The sequence below is a fragment of the Mucilaginibacter calamicampi genome (genome assembly GCF_042676765.1).
In the GTDB taxonomy this organism is placed as follows: Bacteria; Bacteroidota; Bacteroidia; order Sphingobacteriales; family Sphingobacteriaceae; genus Mucilaginibacter; species Mucilaginibacter calamicampi.
Genome location: NZ_JBHTHU010000001.1, coordinates 270,981 through 290,199, shown reverse-complemented (window position 1 = coordinate 290,199; position 19,219 = coordinate 270,981). Strand labels below are relative to the sequence as shown.

Sequence of the window (19,219 nt, the reverse complement as noted above, 5' to 3'; positions counted from 1 at the left end):
TTCGTTTAAATAAATAGAAAATAAATTTTATTTTTTGAACAATGTTCATTTATATTTGTATTAATATATAATATGGGTACCGCCGAACGCAAAATTAGAGAAAAGGAAATACTGAGATCGCTGATACTGGACAGCGCGAAAAAACTGTTTGTAGAAAACGGCGTGGAGCAAACCACCATACGCGCCATTGCCAAAAGTATTGATTACAGTATAGGCACAGTATATGTTTATTTTAAAGATAAGAACGAAATACTGAATGCGCTGCATACGCAGGGGTTCTCTCAATTGGGCTTACAATTTAGTGCATTACAAAATGTGCATAACCCCATGGAGCGGTTAATAGCTATGGGCAGACTTTACATAGCTTTTGCATTGGAAAACCCTGATATGTACGAACTCATGTTCACCTTAAAAGCCCCGATGGAATTTCTTGATTCAAAAGACAATGAAGAATGGAACGAGGGACGCTCTGCATTTGATGCTTTAAAAAATACCGTGCAGGCCTGTATTGCAGCTGATTATTTTAAAGGGCACTCTGCAGCGGCATTAACGTTTATGATATGGAGCGTGGTACACGGCATGTGCAGTTTACACATCAGCAAGCGGGCAGGCAGTGTATGCCAGGAGAATGGTGATGATATTGTAAAAGCTGCCTTTGAAGAATTTTTAATACTTATCAGAAAGTAATATTTTTTTTAACCATTAATGAACATAGTTCATTAAATAAACAATGATCAGTAAATTTTAAGAACATAAATCCAACAGTTATGAACAACTTTTTTGAAATTTTAAAACTGAGAAACGAACCCCTCTTTTACAGCGGCCTGGTTTGCTTCATTTGCTCGGCGCTTTTTTTGCTGAACAGCAGATTTTCGCACTTAAGGGTTAACAATGTAAATGCATGGCACAAACCGTTTAAGTTTGCCTTATCCATAGGCATTTTTTGCTGGACAATGGGTTGGCTGCTATTTTATTTGCAAATGTCAGAACAGACAACGCTTTACACCTGGGTATCAATTGCTTTATTGGGGTTTGAACTTTTTTATATTACGCTGCGTGCAGCCCAGGGGCAACTATCGCACTTTAACCGAAGCTCACCGTTTAACATCGCTATGTTTGCGGCAATGGGCATTGCTATAAGCGTTGTCACCTTATGGACAGCTTACCTGGGTGTTTTATTTTGTATCCGGCCGGTACCGTTAATACCATTGCACTACCTATGGGGCATACGTATGGGGATATTTATATTTGTGGTATTTGCTTTCGAGGGCGGATTAATGGGCAGCCGGATGGCTCATACCATCGGCGGACCAGACGGCGATGAGGGTTTGCCACTGCTTAACTGGAGCAAAAAATTTGGCGATGCCCGCATAGCGCATTTTGTGGGCATGCATGCATTGCAGGTATTACCTTTACTATCATTTTATGTTTTGCATAGTGTTGCTGCTGTGCTTTTGGTAAGCGCGTTGTATGGTTTATTGGCTTTGCTGGTATTGATACAGGCCTTGAAAGGAAAACCGCTAATAGCGGAAAAGTTGCCCAAAGTGGTTTTGCAGGGCTGAGGTGTGTTAATAGGTAATACGCAATTTGTCATTTCGACAAGCGAAGCATAGGATTGTGCGAGAGGGCGCTGGAGAAATCTTTTCGAAGCGATAAGCCGCCCTTTCCGCTTTATCGATTAACTCAGGTTGACATAAGCGACGGCTTATCGCTTCGAAAAGATTTCTCTTTCGCGCCAATGCACAAAGCCCCCTGTGCTCTATAGAAATGACAAGAGGAATAGGATGAAAGAAAATTTTCTAAGAAGAAAATTATTATGATATTATCCCTCTCGCCTTCTCTAACACCCTGTCCAAACCACTCAAATCTTTACCACCCGCGGTGGCAAAAAATGGCTGACCGCCGCCGCCGCCCTGGATCTCTTTGGCCAGTTCGCGTACTATTTTGCCGGCATCAAGGCCTTTGTCTCTTACCAGGTTTTCAGCAATCATCACTGTAATGCTGGGTTTACCATCTGTGGCGGCAACCAGCACCAGGAACAGGTCAGACACAATATCTTTTAGCTGATAAGCCAGGTTTTTTACCGCGTCGGCATTAGGCAGATCAACTTTTTGGGCGATGAAATTAATGCCGTTTATGTTTTCCGCCTTTTTAGCCAATTCATCTTTTAATCCGGATGATTTCTCTAATATGCTTTTCTCTATTTCCTTTTTAAGGCGATTGTTCTCATCTATTAAGCCTTCAACACTTTTGCTGATGTCTTTTGGATTCTTCAATAATTCCTTCAGATCATTCAGCAACTTGCTTTGTGCAATGATATATTGCTCGGCAGCAATGCCGGTAATAGCCTCTATACGGCGAACACCGGCGGCAACAGCGCTTTCTGATATGATTTTAAAGTAACCTATAGCTCCTGTTGCCGGCACGTGGGTACCGCCGCAAAGCTCCTTGCTGAAGGTTTCATCAAATGTGATAACCCGCACATAATCGCCATATTTTTCGCCAAACAGGGCGGTTACGCCGCTGCTGATGGCAATATCATAAGGTACATTACGCTCCTCTTTTAAGGCGATGTTGGCACGGATCTTTTCGTTAACTATCGCTTCTATCTGCGCCAGTTCCTCGTCGGTAACTTTGGCAAAGTGCGAAAAGTCAAAACGCAGGTACTCCGCATTAACCAATGAACCTTTTTGGTTTACATGCGTACCCAAAACGTTTTTCATAGCAGCATGCAACAGGTGCGTAGCGCTATGGTTGTTCATGATGCTGGTGCGCAGGCTCTTTTCAACAATGGCTGTTAAGGCATCGTCAATATCTTCGGGCAGTTTATCCACGTAGTGAACAATCAGGCCGTTCTCTTTTTTGGTATCGGTAACGTAAACTACCTCCCCATCCGGGAAAACCAGTTCGCCCTTGTCCCCTACCTGCCCGCCGCTTTCAGCATAAAAAGGTGTTTTATCTAATACTATCTGGTATTGGTCTTTACCCTTTGCGGTTACCTTGCGGTATTTTACAATATGGGCAATGGTTTGCGTTTCATCATAGCCGGTAAACTCAACGGTATCATCCTCTTTTAAAACAACCCAGTCGCCGGTATCAACAGCTGATGCAGCGCGGGAGCGGGATTTTTGAGCTTCAAGGGCTTTATTGAATCCTTCCATATCGACATTCATACCACGCTCTCTGGCCATAAGTTCCGTTAAGTCGATCGGAAAACCGTAAGTATCCGATAACTCAAAAGCATAACCGCCATCTATAGGGTCCGGAGTTTTAGTTGGGTCGAAAGGCTTATCTCCAAATTGCCAACCTGCAAGCAATGCGGCTTTATCAAACAAAGCAATGCCTTTTTCTAATGTTCTAAGGAACGATGACTCTTCCTCCAAAACCACCTTCTGCACAAAATCCCTCTGGCTATATAATTCATCAAATACTCCCTTAAACTGCTCGGCAAGCAAAGGCACCAATTGATTGATAAATGGCTCCTTAAATCCTAAGTTCTGATAGGAATATCTAACTGCCCTGCGTAATATCCTGCGGATAACATAACCTGCTTTATTATTAGATGGCAACTGCCCATCTGCAATGGCAAAGCTAACGGCACGGATATGATCAGACAGCACCCGCATGGCTACAGCGGTGCCCCAATCTGCATCGCCGGGCTCGGCGGCAGCATTATATTTGATGCCTGATCTCCCAGCAATAAAATCAATTATCGGCGTAAATACATCTGTATCATAGTTAGATGATTTGCCTTGCAACACCCGCACCAAACGCTCAAAACCCATCCCTGTATCTACATGCTGTGCAGGCAGCTCCTGCAGCGAACCATCCTTTAAACGGTTAAACTGCATAAATACGTTGTTCCAGATCTCAATAACCTGCGGGTCATCAGCATTAACTAAGGTAGCACCGTCAACCTTTGCGCGCTCTTCGTTAGAGCGGTTATCGTAGTGAATTTCGGAACACGGCCCACACGGACCTGTCTCGCCCATTTCCCAAAAGTTATCTTTCTTATTGCCTAACAAAATGTGGCTTTCGGGTACGCCCTGTTGCTTCCAAAAGTCATAAGCTTCCTGGTCTTTAGGCAGGTTTTGCTTTTCATCACCTTCAAAAATGGTAACGTACAGGCGGTCTTTATCAATACCGTAAACTTTGGTTAAAAGTTCCCAGCTCCACTCAATGGCTTCCTTTTTAAAATAGTCGCCAAAGCTCCAGTTGCCCAGCATTTCAAACATCGTATGGTGGTAGGTATCAATACCTACTTCCTCCAGGTCGTTATGCTTGCCGGATACACGCAAACAACGTTGTGTATCTGCCACACGCGCCGATTTAGCAGGCGCTTCGCCTAAAAATATATCCTTAAACTGATTCATTCCGGCATTGGTGAACATCAGCGTAGGGTCGTTTTTAACAACTATGGGTGCAGAGGGTACAATGGTGTGCCCTTTGGATGCAAAAAAATCAAGAAAAGCCTGGCGTATCTCGTTAGCGGTCATTATCAAAATATCTATTTAATATAGTGTACTACTATACTTTGAGTGCAAAAGTGTGAATTTTTGCGCAATAATGTAAAGTTTTGTAAACATGTATAATCGTTTTATTTAACACATATAATATATCAACCTAAGTAACGAGCGAGCGCAAAGGCCTGCCGAAAAACGCGGGCCACGGGTAAAAGCCCTGAGCGGGGAAGGATTTTTTCGGCTTGATGTTTGGTTACTTTGCATCTAAGGTAAACGGCGAAGCCTTCTTGAGCACCTTAGAAATAAAAACAATATGCGAAAAACTACTAGCCTTAGCGGCAATGAGCGGCACCACGCGACAAGCCATGCGCTAAGAACTCGCCAAATGACCGGCATAATGCACGTCCTGTCTAGTTCGGGATTGCTTCGTTCCTCGCAATGACGCCGATTTATAATTTTTTGTGATATTTAAAAATGCAAGCCATCATCATCACCCAACCCGGCGGACCGGAAGTTTTACAAATTGAAGAACGCCCTGTTCCGGCGTATGGCGAAAATGAGGTACTGATAAAAGTTGCTGCCGCAGGCATAAACCGCCCGGATATTTTTCAGCGTAAAGGTAACTATCCTCCACCCAATGGTGCACCTGCAGATATTCCCGGACTGGAAATTGCCGGTACCATAGCTGCAATTGGCAGCAAAGTAAGTCGCTGGCAGGTTGGCGATAAAGTTTGCTCATTAGTTAGTTGTGGTGGTTATGCCGAATATTGTAACGTACCCGAAGGGCAATGTTTACCAATTCCTGAAAATTTAAGTTTTACAGAAGCAGCATCATTGCCCGAAACTTTCTTTACCGTTTGGAGCAATGTTTTTAATGATGATTTTTTGAAGGCCGGGGATAGTATGCTGGTACACGGCGGTTCGGGCGGCATTGGCAGCACAGCCATACAAATAGCAAAGGCTTTAGGCATTACAGTTTACACCACGGCCGGCTCTGCTGATAAATGCGCCTTTTGTGAAAGCCTGGGAGCCGACAGGGCCATTAATTATAAAACTGAAAACTTTGCTGATGTTGTAAAACAGCTTACCAATGGCCGGGGAATTGATTTAATACTGGACAGCATTGGCGGCGATTATACTCCGCTCAATTTACAATCGTTGGCAGAAGAAGGGCGGCTTGTTATCATCAACGCGGTTAAAGGTAAAAATGCAGCAATTGATCTTTCGTTGGTAATGCGTAAGCGACTGCTGATAACAGGATCAATGCTGCGCCCTAGGGATACTGCTTTTAAAAGCGCGGTTGCGCGTCAACTTGAAGAAAAGGTATGGCCCTTTTTAATATCGGGCAAAATAAAGCCCGTTATTTTTAAAGCTTTCCCTGCCGCGCAGGCTGCAGCCGCCCACAGCTTAATGGAAAGCAGCGAACACATGGGAAAGATAGTGCTTGAATTTTAATTAGCAGATTGAAGATTACCGCCGTGAGTTACTGTTATCATCGGTAATACTATTACGTAACAGCGCCATGTACACCAAAGACTGCGGCAGCAATAAACCCGCGGTTAATAATGCCATAGATTTAGACATGGATAGGTTATGCAGAAAAGGCATATCAAAAATGTAACCGGTTATAGCCAAAATTGCTAAAAATGCTACGATCATAAAAAATAGCTGAGCCGTCATGTTAAACATTTTTGGTGCCTGTGCGGTAACAAAAGCAAAGCCCATAGTTAGCATGGCCAGGCACGATGCCGATGTTAAGGCCATTCTACCCGGAGCGACATCGGCCGCGCTTTCTTTAACCAGAAATTCATCTATTCGTAAATTCACATCAAAGGCATACTCAAACAAAGTAAGTGCCGATAACACAAAGGCTATAAGGTTAAGTGGAATGATGATATTAAAGTGCTTCTCAGCATCATCAATAAAAAATAACGCTACCGTGCCGCAAAGTAAAAGGCAAATGGCGGTATTAACTTTCATGCTGGGAAAACCCGGCAGGGCGGTTTTAAGCAACTCAATATCAAACAGCCAGCCGGCTATTGAAGCCACAGAAACAGCTATTATTACCCATGAGGTAATTTTTATAAATGGGGATTTATCAGGCATTGGTTATAATGGTTTTTAAAGATGCGAGTTTTTAGGAGAAAAAAAAATCTAAAAAATAAATTGCAGCACCTAAATTTAAATTAAGCGTGTTTGGAAGATTTAAAAGAAGCGTTGGGCGGTGCGATTCCTTCCTTGGGGGAGGAGGAGGAAGGGGTTAACAGAACATTTTATATTTGCACAACAACCCCTACCCGCCATTTCACAACCCACCCCACCCTTCCCCGGGGAAGCAGTTTTGATGGTAACCATTCTTTCGGACACGACTAATTAAAATTTTGAACCTCAATAGAAGTGTTAATTGCGCCCTTCCGTTCAATTATTAATATTTGTTTATCAATCCCAAAAAAATCTCTAAATAGCTATTTTAAATCTTGTTAAAAATCTTAACTTTGCGCCCTGAAATAGCGGATAGTTGATGCTATTCTATTTTTAAAAAGTTTATTTAAAAATTACCAGGTAATATATGCCAAACATTGGAAAAATATCACGGATCATCGGTCCGGTAGTCGATGTCAGCTTTGCTGATGCTCACCTTCCCAGAATTTATAACGCGTTAGAGATCACCAAATCAACAGGCCAAAAGATAATTCTTGAGGTTCAGCAGCATTTGGGCGAAGATCGTGTTCGCGCTATCGCAATGGATTCAACCGACGGTTTACTGCGCGGTATGGACGTTATTGACTTAGGTACAGCTATCAAAATGCCTGTCGGCGATGATATTAAAGGTCGTGTATTTAACGTGGTTGGTGATGCTATTGACGGTATCCCTGATCTGGATAAATCTAACGGTCGCCCTATTCACAATGAGCCACCTCGTTTTGAGGACCTATCAACAGAGGCTGAGGTATTGTTTACCGGTATTAAAGTAATTGACCTTTTAGAGCCATACTCTAAAGGTGGTAAAATTGGATTGTTTGGTGGTGCCGGTGTAGGTAAAACCGTATTGATCCAGGAACTGATCAACAATATTGCGAAAGCATATGATGGTCTGTCTGTATTTGCAGGTGTAGGCGAGCGTACACGTGAAGGTAATGACCTTTTGCGCGAGATGCTTGAGTCTGGCATTATCAAATACGGCGATGCATTTATGCACTCAATGGAAGAAGGCGGCTGGGACCTATCTAAGGTAGACACCGCTGCTTTAAAAGAATCAAAAGCAACATTCGTTTTCGGACAAATGAACGAGCCTCCCGGTGCACGTGCACGTGTGGCGCTTTCAGGATTAACTATTGCTGAGTACTTCCGCGATGGTGATGCTGACGGTAAAGGCCGTGATATATTATTCTTTATTGATAACATCTTCCGCTTTACACAAGCCGGATCTGAAGTATCAGCGTTGTTAGGCCGTATGCCATCAGCGGTAGGTTATCAGCCAACATTAGCTACAGAGATGGGTGTGATGCAGGAGCGTATCACTTCAACCAAACGTGGCTCTATTACATCAGTACAAGCGGTATACGTACCTGCGGATGACTTGACCGACCCTGCGCCGGCCACAACCTTCGCCCACTTAGATGCTACTACTGTACTTTCACGTAAAATTGCCGAGTTAGGTATTTACCCAGCGGTGGATCCACTGGATTCAACTTCACGTATCCTTAGCCCTGCTGTATTAGGTGATGAGCACTACAACACAGCTCAGCGTGTTAAAGAAATTTTACAACGTTACAAAGAGTTACAGGATATCATCGCCATTTTAGGTATGGACGAGCTTTCTGAAGAGGATAAACTGGTTGTATCACGCGCACGCCGTGTTCAGCGTTTCCTTTCTCAGCCGTTCCACGTTGCCGAGCAGTTTACCGGCTTAAAAGGTGTATTGGTTGATATTAAAGAAACTATCCGTGGCTTTAACATGATTATGGATGGCCAGGTTGACGAATATCCTGAAGCAGCATTTAACCTTGTAGGCAGCATTGAAGATGCTATTGAAAAAGGTAAGAAATTGTTAGCTGAAGCAAACGCATAAGTTTTTTGTAAGTTGTAGGTTATAAGTTGTATGACTTTTAACCTACAACATACAACTTATAACATACAACTTATAAAATGACATTAGAAATTCTTACTCCCGATAAAAAAGTGTTTGAAGGCGAAGCTACTTCGGTAACTTTACCGGGCACTGTGGGTTTTTTTGAGATATTGAATCACCACGCTCCTATTATATCTACTTTAAAGGATGGTAAGTTAACCGTTCGCGGTGCGGGTAAACAGGAGGACGTTTTTTTTATTAAAGGCGGCGTTGTTGAAGCATCAAACAATAAAGTGGTTGTTTTAGCCGAAGGGATAGAGCATAAATAAGCCCCCCGGCCCCCTAAAGGGGGAGTTTAAAATCTTAAAGCCTTTCCGGAATCGGAAAGGCTTTTTTTTGTCATTATGAGCAACAGGTCAAATGGGATATTGGCACCACCTTTGTTAAATTTTTACTACTGATGGCATGCCATCAAAATAATACTTAATTTCACCGTATAATTCGTCTGCCCTATGAGATCGAAATTTTTTATTGGCGCTCTGCTGCTTTTATTGAGTGTAAGCGCTGCCTACGCCCAGGATTATTTAAAAGGTAAAGTGATAGATTCCGGCACGGATAAGGGCTTGAGCGACGTATTTATAAAAAACGTAACCAAAAATAAAATCACCATTTCAGAAGCAGATGGCAAGTTTGAAATTCAGGGCTCGGTGGGCAACCTGCTTATATTTTCATCCTCAGGTTATCTTTCGGATACATTGGTGGTTATTGATGCGCAGTCCCTCAACATCCGGCTAAAAGTTAATCCTGCTCTTTTAAAAGAAGTAAATATCAATTCGTCAAAAAGTTTTGATCCGCATACAGAATACCCGGAGATCTATACCAAAAGCAAAGTGTACATACTTTCGCCAAGCACCATTTTTTCTAAAGAAGCAAAGAACGCCCGTCGCCTGAAAAAATATTTTGCACAGGAAGAAAAGGAACGAGAAATTGACCGCGCCTTTAGCATAGCTTACGTAAGTAGCCTTATACCGATAAGAGGCAATGAGCTGCAAACGTTTATGGCTATGTACCGGCCCACTTATGATTTTATACAACGCACCAGCGGCCCTACACTGGCAGCTTATATTAACGATTCGTATATAAGGTATAAGGCGCTTACGCCTGAACAACGCAAACAAAGCAGTTTGACGGGACAATAAGGCGTATACAACTACAGGTTGTTTTTGGTTATTTTTAACAATCTGGTTAATTTTAATGTCTAATAATCAGCAACTTAAAATAACTGTATACAAAAAATACTGGAGTGTATAGCTGTATACGGCTACACTACATAATAAAAATTAGCATTGCCATTTATTTTTTATGAGATCATCCTTAAAAACCTTTTTAATAACATTATTTACGCTTGGTTCATTGACCGTACATGCTCAAAAAAGCAAACCGCTTTTTCCTGAAGCTCCGGGCATTGTATCGTATACCTACCGGAAAGATTTTCAAAAGGATATGGCGTCTACCTTAGATATTGTTAAACAAAATGGTATTACCGATATTGAATTTTCTAATCTTTTTGGCCGCACGGCTGATGATATCAGAAAATTATTGGACGAGCGCGGAATAAAATGCTCATCATTCGGTGTAAACTATGAGGACGCCGTTGAAAAAACTGAAGTTGTAGCAGCCAATGCTAAAAAACTAGGTGCCATATACGTGCGGGTTGCAGCTATACCACATAAAGGCAAATTTACATTAGCAGATGCCAAAGGCGCTGTAGAAACGTTTAACTGCGTTGGTAAAACGCTGAAAGAAAAGTACGGCCTTACCTTTATTTACCATAACCACGGTTTTGAGTTTGAGCCATATGAAGACGGAACTTTATACGATTACATTGTTAAAAACACAGACAAACGTTATGTAAGCTTTGAGTTAGACATACTCTGGGCATTTTTTCCCGGGCAGAACCCCGCCGAACTTATAAAACATTACCCTAAACGCTACAAAACCTTGCATTTAAAGGATCTTCGTAAAGGCGTGCAGGGAAACCTGTCAGGCGGAACATCTGTAGAAAATGATGTGGTGTTAGGCACCGGGCAGATAGATATTCCCGCTGTAATAAAGGCCGCCAAAAAAGCCGGTATCAAGCACTATTATATTGAAGATGAAAGCAGTTCATCTTTAACCCAGGTTCCGCTAAGCATCGCTTATTTACAAGGGTTAAAGAAATAACGCTATACCAGGTATTCAAACAAAGTTTGATCGCGGTTAAGCTCTATAATATCAAAGCGGTAATCCTTCATGCGTTTCAGCAGCCCCTCATAGTCTTCGCGGTTAGTTAGTTCAATACCTATCAATGCCGGGCCCTGCTCCTTTTCTGTTTTTTTGATGAATTCAAAGCGGGTAATATCATCATGATGGCCCAATACATTGTTAACAAAAAGCTTTAAAGCTCCAGGACGTTGGGGAAAGCGGACGATGAAATAATGTTTTAGGCCCTCGTATAATAACGACTTTTCCTTTATCTCCGCCATGCGGTCAATGTCATTATTACCGCCACTGATAACGCAAACCACTTTCTTACCGCGAATTTTCTCAGCGCAGGCATCCAACGCCGCTACAGAAAGTGCCCCGGCGGGTTCAACAACTATTGCATCCTCATTATATAATGTCAGTATTGTAGTGCAGACTTTGCCTTCTGCAACCGTCAGCATATCATCTAATACCTGTTTACAAATGGAATAGGTTATATCGCCCACACGTTTAACCGCGGCACCATCTACAAAACGGTTAATTGTATCCAGCGCAACAGGCCCTTTATTTTCTATGGCTTTTAACATCGATGGTGCGCCATCGGGTTCAACACCAATTATTTGTATGCCGGCATTTTGATTCTTCAAAAAAGTTCCCACTCCTGCCGAAAGGCCACCACCACCTACGGGCATAATAACAACTTCCACGCCGGGCAGATCTTCTAATATTTCAACGCCAACAGTTCCCTGGCCTTCAATAACGCTTAGGTTATCAAATGGAGGAACGAAGGTCATGCTATGCTCAGCGGTATATTTAAGTGCTTCGGCCAGGCAATCATCAAAGGTATCGCCAACCAGGATGATCTCTACATTGCCATCGCCAAACATTTCTGTTTGCTTCACTTTTTGACGGGGAGTTATCTCGGGCATAAAAATTACGCCTTTTATATCGAGTTTTTTGCACGAGAATGCCACACCTTGTGCGTGGTTACCCGCGCTGGCACAAACTACACCTCTATTTAACTCATCAGCGCTAAGCTGGCTGATCATATTATAAGCCCCACGCAGTTTGTACGAGCGGACCACTTGCAGGTCCTCGCGCTTTAAATAAATTTCGGCCTGGTATTTAGCGGATAGTTTGGGATGATAAATAAGCGGCGTATGCTTGGCTATACCTTTTAACCTTTGCTCCGCCGCTTTTGAGTTTAATTTATCATGCATGAGGGTAAATATATTAAAAATGAAAGTCATGCTGAACTTGTTTCAGCATCCCACATGCTAAGCAGGCGTTCACCTGTCTATGGGATGCTGAAACAAGTTCGGCATGACTTTTTTCTATTGGGAACTAATCTCTAATCACCAATCAACAAATCACTATAAATTTTCCGCCAGCCAATCGCCAACTTCGCTGGTTTTGTAAGCTTTGTTTTTGCCTGCTAAGTCTTCAGTAACAATACCATCAGCTAATGATTTGTTAACTACCACACGGATAGCTTCTGCTTCCTCTGTCAAACCAAACGCATCCTCAAACATCATAGCAGCTGATAATACCGTTGCTAAAGGGTTAGCAATGTCTTTGCCTGCAGCTTGCGGATAAGAACCGTGTATAGGCTCATATAATGAGGTATGAACACCTTTTGATGCCGACGGCATTAATCCCATTGATCCGGAAATAACTGATGCCTCATCGGTCAAAATATCACCAAAAAGGTTTTCTGTAATTAATACATCATAGCTGTTTGGCCATTGTACCAAACGCATTGCAACAGCGTCAACAAACTCATAGCTTACGGTAACTTCAGGATAATCTTTTTCCATGGCCTGTACGGTTTGCCTCCAAAGGCGGGATGTTTCCAATACGTTAGCTTTATCTACACAACACAATTTTTTACCGCGTGTCATGGCCAGTTCAAAGCCTAACTTGGCTAAACGGGTTACTTCATCTTTAGTATACGTACAGGTATCATATGCTGTATTGCCATCTTCTGAACGACCGCGTGCGCCAAAATAAATGCCGCCGGTAAGCTCGCGCAAAATAATAAGGTCAGTACCTTCAATGCGCTCACGCTTTAACGGTGAGTTATCAATTAATGATGGGAAGGTAAACGTTGGGCGTACGTTAGCATACAGGCCCAATGCTTTGCGCATTTTTAACAAACCTTGTTCAGGGCGCACTTTTGCGGTCGGATCGTTATCAAAACGTGGGTGACCAATAGCGCCGAACAGTACAGCGTCAGCAGCCATACAAATTTCGTGGGTTGAGTCAGGGTACGGCTCACCCACCGCGTCAATAGCGGCAGCGCCTGTTAAACCTGATGTCCAGGCAATTTCATGACCGAATTTTGCGGCCACCGCGTTTGATACTTTTACTGCCTGATCTATAACCTCAGGACCAATTCCGTCTCCTGCTAAAAGGGCGATGTTTAATTTCATTGTATAGTTTTAATGTGATGTTCAATTTAACTGTCATGCCGAACTTGTTTCGGCACCTCATTAGAAAAGTCGGCGACCTGTCCGTGGGATGCTGAAACAAGTTCAGCATGACGTGATCTATATTTACTAAATTATGTTCAGCATCTTCTGCGTTGCTTTAATGGCGCATACCGTTTGATCTGAATCCAGGCCGCGGGTTATAAACTTGCGGTCGCTGGTTTCCCAGGTGATGATAGTTTCGCACAACGCGTCGGAGCTACTGCCCGGCGCTATACGTACTGCATAATCTATAAGTCTTGGCAATTCCCTGTTTTTTTTATGATAAACTTTTGTTAACGCGTTCATAAAAGCATCAAATTGTCCGTCGCCCTGCGCGTTTTCTTCAAAGCTTTCGCCATCGATTACCATAGAAAGTGTTGCCGAAGGCCTCAGCCCCATAGCATGCATTAAAACGTACGAGTCGATCTTTACCTTATCTTCATACAGACTACTGTCTAATACGTCAGAGATAATGTAGGGCAGATCTTCTTTTGTAACCGTCTCTTTTTTATCACCCAACTCAATAACACGCTGGGTAACTTTTTTCAGGTCGGCATCATTCAGCTTCAGGCCCAACTCCTGCAGGTTTTTCTCGATATTGGCTTTGCCCGATGTTTTACCTAAGGCGTACTCGCGCTTACGGCCAAAACGTTCAGGCAGCAGATCGTTAAAATAGAGGTTGTTCTTATTATCGCCATCGGCGTGGATGCCAGCTGTTTGCGTAAACACATTATCGCCAACAATTGGTTTGTTAGATGGTATACGCACGCCCGAAAAGGTCTCGACCAATTTACTAACGGTATAAATAGACGTTTCTGAGATCTGCGCGACAACATCAGGAACAAAGTCGTGCAATACGGCAATGGCACTGGCCAATGGCGCGTTGCCCGCGCGCTCGCCCATCCCGTTTACCGTTAAATGCAAGCCGTTTATGCCGGCTTTTACCGCTTCCAGTACATTCGCTGTACCCAGATCATAGTCGTTATGGGCATGAAAATCAAAGTGAATCGTCGGATAACGCTCTTTAGTTTTGCTGATGAAAAGGAAAGTTTCCAGCGGAGTTAAAACGCCCAGCGTATCAGGCAGCATTATCCTTTTAACAGGTTGCTGTGTTAAAAAGTCCAGGTACTGAAAAACGTAATCCGGCGAATTGCGCATGCCGTTACTCCAGTCTTCCAGATACACATTAGTAGCAATACCATTGCTTGCAGCCAGTTGTATTACATGCGCTATCTCTGCAAAGTGTTGCTCGGGTGTTTTTTTAAGCTGATGCGTTAAATGGTTAAGCGAACCTTTGGTAAGCAGGTTTTGCACCTTTACACCGGCCCTCAACATCCAATCTACAGATACGCCGTTATCAACAAAGGAGAGTACCTCAATATTGTTTGAATAGCCGTTCTCTGTAGCCCAGGCGGCGATGGTTTTAACCGATTGGAATTCGCCATCAGAAACGCGCGCGGAAGCAACTTCTACCCTATCAACCTTCAGTTCTTCCAGCAGCAGCTGCGCTATGGTCAGTTTTTCGGATACAGAAAACGACACCCCCGATGTTTGTTCCCCATCGCGGAGTGTGGTATCCATTATCTCTATTCTTCTTTTTTCCATTGCTGGGTTTATAACGTAAAAGGGCTCGTTGTGAAGCGAAATATATAAAAGTCATGCCGAACTTGTTTCGGCACCTCATCAGAAAAGTCGCAGACCAGTCCGTGGGATGCTGAAACGAGTTCAGCATGACATTACTCTTTTTTAAAACTCTTTCGCCTCGGCAAAAGTCTCAATATCAGATTTAAGGCTTAACAGATAATCAATATCATCAAAGCCATTCAACATGTTGTTCTTTTTGTAGGAGTTGATGTCGAATGATTCCTTTTCGCCTGTTGCCAATAAGGTAATGGTTTGTTCTGGCAGGCTGATCTCCAACTCCGTATTCGGGTCGGCGTGAATAGCCGAAAATATTTTATCGGCAAACTCAGGGCTCACCTGTACCGGCAATACACCAATGTTTAAGCAGTTGCCTTTAAAAATATCTGCAAAAAAGCTGGATACCACACAACGGAAACCGTAATCGTAAACAGCCCAGGCAGCATGCTCGCGCGATGAACCCGAACCAAAGTTTTTACCACCAACCAGTATCTTACCACTGTAAGTAGGGTTGTTCAATACAAAATCCTGCTTAGGGCTGTTATCCGGATTGTAGCGCCAGTCACGGAACAGGTTATCGCCAAAACCAACACGCTCTGTAGCCTTTAAAAAGCGGGCCGGGATGATCTGGTCGGTATCTATATTCTCTATCGGAAGCGGCACTGCCGTGCTTCTCAATACTGTAAATTTATCGTATGCCATATTTTTTAAGTCGATGGTCTATAGTCCATGGTCGATAGATAGCTTTTGCTATGGACTATCAACTATGGTCTATGGACTGAATTACGCGTATTCTTCTGTTAATAATGTCCTCGGATCTGTTACTACACCGGTAACCGCTGCTGCCGCTGCTACCAGCGGGCTGGCCAGCATAGTGCGCGCACCTGGGCCCTGGCGCCCTTCAAAGTTCCTGTTTGATGTACTTACTGCGTATTTGCCGGCAGGTACTTTGTCATCATTCATAGCTAAACAAGCGGAGCAGCCGGGCTGACGAAGCGTGAAACCTGCTTCGGTTAAAATATCCAGTATACCCTCTTGTTTTATCTGGCTCTCTACAATGTGCGATCCCGGCACCAGCCATGCGGTAACGTTATCTGCTTTATGACGCCCCTTTACCAACGATGCAAAAGCGCGGAAATCCTCGATACGGCCATTGGTACAGCTGCCCACAAATACATAGTCAACCTGTTTACCTATCATGTGCTCACCTTCGTGGAAGCCCATGTATCCTAATGATTTCTCGTAAGTAGCAGCACCGCCTTCAACATGTGCAGCATCCGGAATATCATGCGATATACCCATACCCATACCCGGGTTGGTACCGTAGGTTATCATCGGCTCAATGGTTGAACCATCAAAATTATATTCTTTGTCAAACACCGCGTCGGCATCTGTTTTCAATGTTCTGTAGTAAGCTTCCGCTTTATCCCAGGCTTCACCTTTAGGGCTAAACTCACGGCCTTTTACATAGTTAATGGTGGTTTCGTCAGGAGCTATCATGCCACCGCGTGCGCCCATTTCAATACTCAGGTTACAAACCGTCATACGGCCTTCCATGGTCATGTTCTCAAAAACATCTCCTGCGTACTCAACAAAATAGCCTGTTGCGCCCGATGTTGTTAACTGAGATATAATGAACAAGGCAACATCTTTAGGTGTAACCCCAATACCTAATTTGCCATTAACGTTAATGCGCATTTTTTTAGGCTTTGGCTGCATAATACATTGCGATGCCAATACCATTTCAACTTCAGACGTACCGATACCAAACGCGATTGCGCCAAAAGCACCGTGCGTAGATGTATGCGAGTCGCCGCAAACTATGGTTGAACCAGGTTGGGTAATACCATACTCCGGACCAACTACGTGAACAATACCGTTTTTTTGGTGACCCAAACCCCAGTGGCTAATGCCATACTCGGCAGTGTTTGATTCAAGCGCTTTTAGCTGGTTTGCAGAAAGCGGATCTTGTACCGGTAAATGCTGATTAATGGTTGGCGTGTTGTGGTCTGCCGTTGCGAATGTACGCTCAGGATATAAAACCTTTATACCACGGCTTTTTAAACCTAAAAACGCTACCGGACTGGTAACTTCGTGAATAAGGTGGCGATCTATAAAAACCACACTCGGGCCGCCTTCAATCTTGCGGATCACGTGACTGTCCCACACCTTATCAAATAATGTACTGCTCATTTTGTTATAGTTAATTAGTGATTTGTTAATCAGAGATTGGTGTCCCTTATTACCTTATCACTTGTGTTTTGTTCAAATTTAATTACTTACCTTCTCGCTTGCCATTAAGCCAACCAGATCGTCATCATTAATATCCAGTTTGCCATCGGCTAAGGTTAAAAAGCGATGATAAGCGTCGGCCAATTCTTCTTTGCTCAGGTTGTAACCTAAACGGTCAAGATGATATTTTAGCGCATGTCTTCCGCTGCGGGCGGTCAACACAATTGTAGCGCTTGGGAAACCAACATCTTCCGGACGGATGATCTCGTAATTTTCCCTGTTTTTCAAGAAGCCATCCTGGTGAATACCTGAGCTATGTGCAAAGGCATTGCTGCCAACAATGGCTTTATTGGGTTGTACCGGCATACGCATTTGCGTACTTACCATGCGGCTAATCTCGTAAAAATTCTTGCTGTTGATATTGGTATGCAGGCCAAGCGATTGATGCGTTTTTAAGATCATCACTACCTCCTCAATAGAAGTATTACCTGCGCGTTCGCCAATACCGTTAATGGTGCCTTCAATCTGGCGGGCACCGTTCTGTAAACCCGCTACAGAGTTCGCAGTAGCTAAACCCAGGTCATTATGGCAATGAACCGAGATAATGGCTTTATCAATATTTTTAACGTTCTCTTTAAGGAACTTTATTTTGCTGCCGTATTGGTCAGGCAGGCAGTAGCCATTCGTATCCGGAATGTTAACTACCGTTGCTCCTGCTGCAATTACAGCCTCAACCATTTGTGCCAGGAAAACAACATCGGCACGCCCGGCATCTTCGGCATAAAATTCAATATCTTCTACTGATTTTTTTGCATACTTCACAGCCTCAACAGCGCGCTCCAGGATCTCTTCGCGGGTGCTGTTAAATTTGTGTTTGATGTGCATGTCTGATGAGCCTATACCGGTATGTATGCGGGGATGTTTGGCATATTGCAAGGCTGCAACGGCGGCGTCAATGTCGCCTTTGTTTGCGCGGGTAAGCGCGCATACGGTTGGGTTTTTAACAGCTTTTGATATTTCTACCACGCTCTGAAAATCGCCCGGGCTTGATATAGGGAAGCCCGCTTCTATAATGTCCACGCCCAGCGCCTCCAGTTCTCGGGCAATTTCTATTTTCTCGGGGGTTGTCAACTGGCAACCCGGTACCTGCTCGCCATCGCGTAGCGTGGTATCAAAAACGTAGACTCGGTTGGGATCGTGTAACATATTATTTTATCTAATTTCCTTTATACTAACAGGCGTTTAAGCCTGGCCTCTTGTCTCTTTTAATTTCATTACCATTTGTTCGGCATCGGTTTCTATCCAATTACTGTAATCTTCAATAGCCTTTAACCGCTCCTGGTTGGTAATATAACCTTCGTCAACCATTTGTGTTGACGCGGCCACTTTTAACCACACGCCAAGTTTACTTTTAAAAGTATCCCGGCCTTTATTGTAATTCTCTGTATTATCAAGCACCTCGATATTCCTCATACCTATCTGCTCAAAATAATCAGCCGCATCCTCTGCAACCTGGTTATTCATACCCGCATCACTGCGCCACTTTAAAAAAGCAGCGTAAAATAGCTGCATGCTCTGCGGTGGTTCCGGTTGCCATTCAATGGCAGTATGGTTATAATCTAAAATAGATAACCACCCTCCCGGCTTAAGCATACTCTTCATCTTAACCAAAGCTTCTACAGGGTTGCTTAACCACTGTATAGTTCTGGCTGCTACAATCAGATCAAACTTCTGTTCAGTTTCAAATTCAAACAGATCTGTATGTATCAGGTCTAAATTCTCAACATCCGCATAAATCAATTTTCCACTGCTGATGAAGCTTTCTGTATTGTCAATTCCGGTAACGTGCCCTTGCGGCCCTACCTGTTTAGCTATGCCTTTTGATATCGCTCCTGTTCCGCAGCCAACATCTAAAACATGCATACCTGGTTTTAACAGGCTTTTTAACTTTGCGTAATCATTGTCCAGACTACGCGCGTCGAAAATTTCATTAGCTTCCGGACCTCGTTCAATATGTTTATTAACTGTTTGATCCATCACGCATCAAGATTTAAGATAATAGATGCAAGAGTTAAGACTTGCACCTATTATCTGAT

At 43.4% G+C, this 19,219-nt stretch carries 16 protein-coding genes; 7 read left to right on the top strand and 9 right to left on the bottom strand.

Annotated features, from left to right (window positions below; genetic code table 11):
- Window positions 1-72: 72 nt before the first annotated feature.
- Complete coding sequence (locus ACFQZS_RS01260; RefSeq protein ID WP_377096480.1) at window positions 73-687, top strand: TetR/AcrR family transcriptional regulator; 615 nt, start codon at window positions 73-75, stop codon at window positions 685-687.
- A gap of 80 nt (window positions 688-767) precedes the next feature.
- A complete protein-coding gene (locus ACFQZS_RS01255; RefSeq protein WP_377096477.1) occupies window positions 768-1,562 on the top strand; it encodes a hypothetical protein in 795 nt (264 codons plus the stop codon).
- A 252-nt stretch (window positions 1,563-1,814) separates the two neighbouring features.
- On the opposite strand, the gene alaS is transcribed toward ACFQZS_RS01255, so the two are convergent.
- The gene (alaS, locus tag ACFQZS_RS01250; RefSeq protein WP_377096474.1) at window positions 1,815-4,496 is read right to left on the bottom strand and encodes an alanine--tRNA ligase; all 2,682 of its coding nucleotides are present in this window, start codon (window positions 4,494-4,496) and stop codon (window positions 1,815-1,817) included.
- A gap of 441 nt (window positions 4,497-4,937) precedes the next feature.
- On the opposite strand from alaS, the gene ACFQZS_RS01245 reads away from it, so the two are divergent.
- Window positions 4,938-5,918 carry an NAD(P)H-quinone oxidoreductase gene (locus ACFQZS_RS01245; protein WP_377096471.1) on the top strand — a complete coding sequence of 327 codons (981 nt, stop codon included), beginning with the start codon at window positions 4,938-4,940 and terminating at the stop codon, window positions 5,916-5,918.
- A 15-nt stretch (window positions 5,919-5,933) separates the two neighbouring features.
- Here the strand turns inward: ACFQZS_RS01245 and ACFQZS_RS01240 are convergent, their stop codons facing one another.
- The gene (locus ACFQZS_RS01240; protein ID WP_377096468.1) at window positions 5,934-6,569 is read right to left on the bottom strand and encodes a hypothetical protein; all 636 of its coding nucleotides are present in this window, start codon (window positions 6,567-6,569) and stop codon (window positions 5,934-5,936) included.
- A gap of 463 nt (window positions 6,570-7,032) precedes the next feature.
- On the opposite strand from ACFQZS_RS01240, the gene atpD reads away from it, so the two are divergent.
- From atpD to ACFQZS_RS01220, 4 genes are all read left to right on the top strand, one after another.
- Window positions 7,033-8,535 (top strand): F0F1 ATP synthase subunit beta, encoded by a 1,503-nt coding sequence (gene atpD / locus ACFQZS_RS01235; protein ID WP_377096465.1) that lies wholly within the window; start codon window positions 7,033-7,035, stop codon window positions 8,533-8,535.
- A 77-nt stretch (window positions 8,536-8,612) separates the two neighbouring features.
- Window positions 8,613-8,864: an ATP synthase F1 subunit epsilon gene (atpC, locus tag ACFQZS_RS01230; RefSeq protein WP_377096462.1), complete on the top strand. Its 252-nt coding sequence runs from the start codon at window positions 8,613-8,615 to the stop codon at window positions 8,862-8,864.
- Window positions 8,865-9,047: 183 nt separating this feature from the next.
- The gene (locus ACFQZS_RS01225) at window positions 9,048-9,734 is read left to right on the top strand and encodes a hypothetical protein (RefSeq protein ID WP_377096459.1); all 687 of its coding nucleotides are present in this window, start codon (window positions 9,048-9,050) and stop codon (window positions 9,732-9,734) included.
- A gap of 163 nt (window positions 9,735-9,897) precedes the next feature.
- Window positions 9,898-10,758, top strand: a complete 861-nt coding sequence (locus tag ACFQZS_RS01220) for a sugar phosphate isomerase/epimerase family protein (RefSeq protein WP_377096457.1) — start codon at window positions 9,898-9,900, stop codon at window positions 10,756-10,758.
- Between the two features lie 2 nt (window positions 10,759-10,760).
- On the opposite strand, the gene ilvA is transcribed toward ACFQZS_RS01220, so the two are convergent.
- The 7 genes from ilvA to ACFQZS_RS01185 form a co-directional block, all read right to left on the bottom strand.
- Entirely contained in the window at window positions 10,761-11,999 is a 1,239-nt protein-coding gene (gene ilvA / locus ACFQZS_RS01215) for a threonine ammonia-lyase IlvA (protein ID WP_377096454.1), read from the bottom strand.
- Window positions 12,000-12,152: 153 nt separating this feature from the next.
- Window positions 12,153-13,211: a 3-isopropylmalate dehydrogenase gene (gene leuB / locus ACFQZS_RS01210; protein ID WP_377096451.1), complete on the bottom strand. Its 1,059-nt coding sequence runs from the start codon at window positions 13,209-13,211 to the stop codon at window positions 12,153-12,155.
- Window positions 13,212-13,337: 126 nt separating this feature from the next.
- Window positions 13,338-14,855 carry an alpha-isopropylmalate synthase regulatory domain-containing protein gene (locus ACFQZS_RS01205; RefSeq protein ID WP_377096448.1) on the bottom strand — a complete coding sequence of 506 codons (1,518 nt, stop codon included), beginning with the start codon at window positions 14,853-14,855 and terminating at the stop codon, window positions 13,338-13,340.
- Window positions 14,856-14,996: 141 nt separating this feature from the next.
- On the bottom strand, window positions 14,997-15,593 hold the full coding sequence (gene leuD, locus ACFQZS_RS01200) for a 3-isopropylmalate dehydratase small subunit (RefSeq protein WP_377096445.1): 597 nt from the start codon (window positions 15,591-15,593) through the stop codon (window positions 14,997-14,999).
- An 81-nt stretch (window positions 15,594-15,674) separates the two neighbouring features.
- Entirely contained in the window at window positions 15,675-17,084 is a 1,410-nt protein-coding gene (leuC, locus tag ACFQZS_RS01195) for a 3-isopropylmalate dehydratase large subunit (protein WP_377096442.1), read from the bottom strand.
- A gap of 78 nt (window positions 17,085-17,162) precedes the next feature.
- Window positions 17,163-18,329 (bottom strand): 2-isopropylmalate synthase, encoded by a 1,167-nt coding sequence (locus ACFQZS_RS01190; RefSeq protein WP_377096439.1) that lies wholly within the window; start codon window positions 18,327-18,329, stop codon window positions 17,163-17,165.
- 36 nt (window positions 18,330-18,365) lie between these two features.
- Complete coding sequence (locus tag ACFQZS_RS01185) at window positions 18,366-19,160, bottom strand: class I SAM-dependent methyltransferase (protein ID WP_377096436.1); 795 nt, start codon at window positions 19,158-19,160, stop codon at window positions 18,366-18,368.
- Window positions 19,161-19,219: the final 59 nt, after the last annotated feature.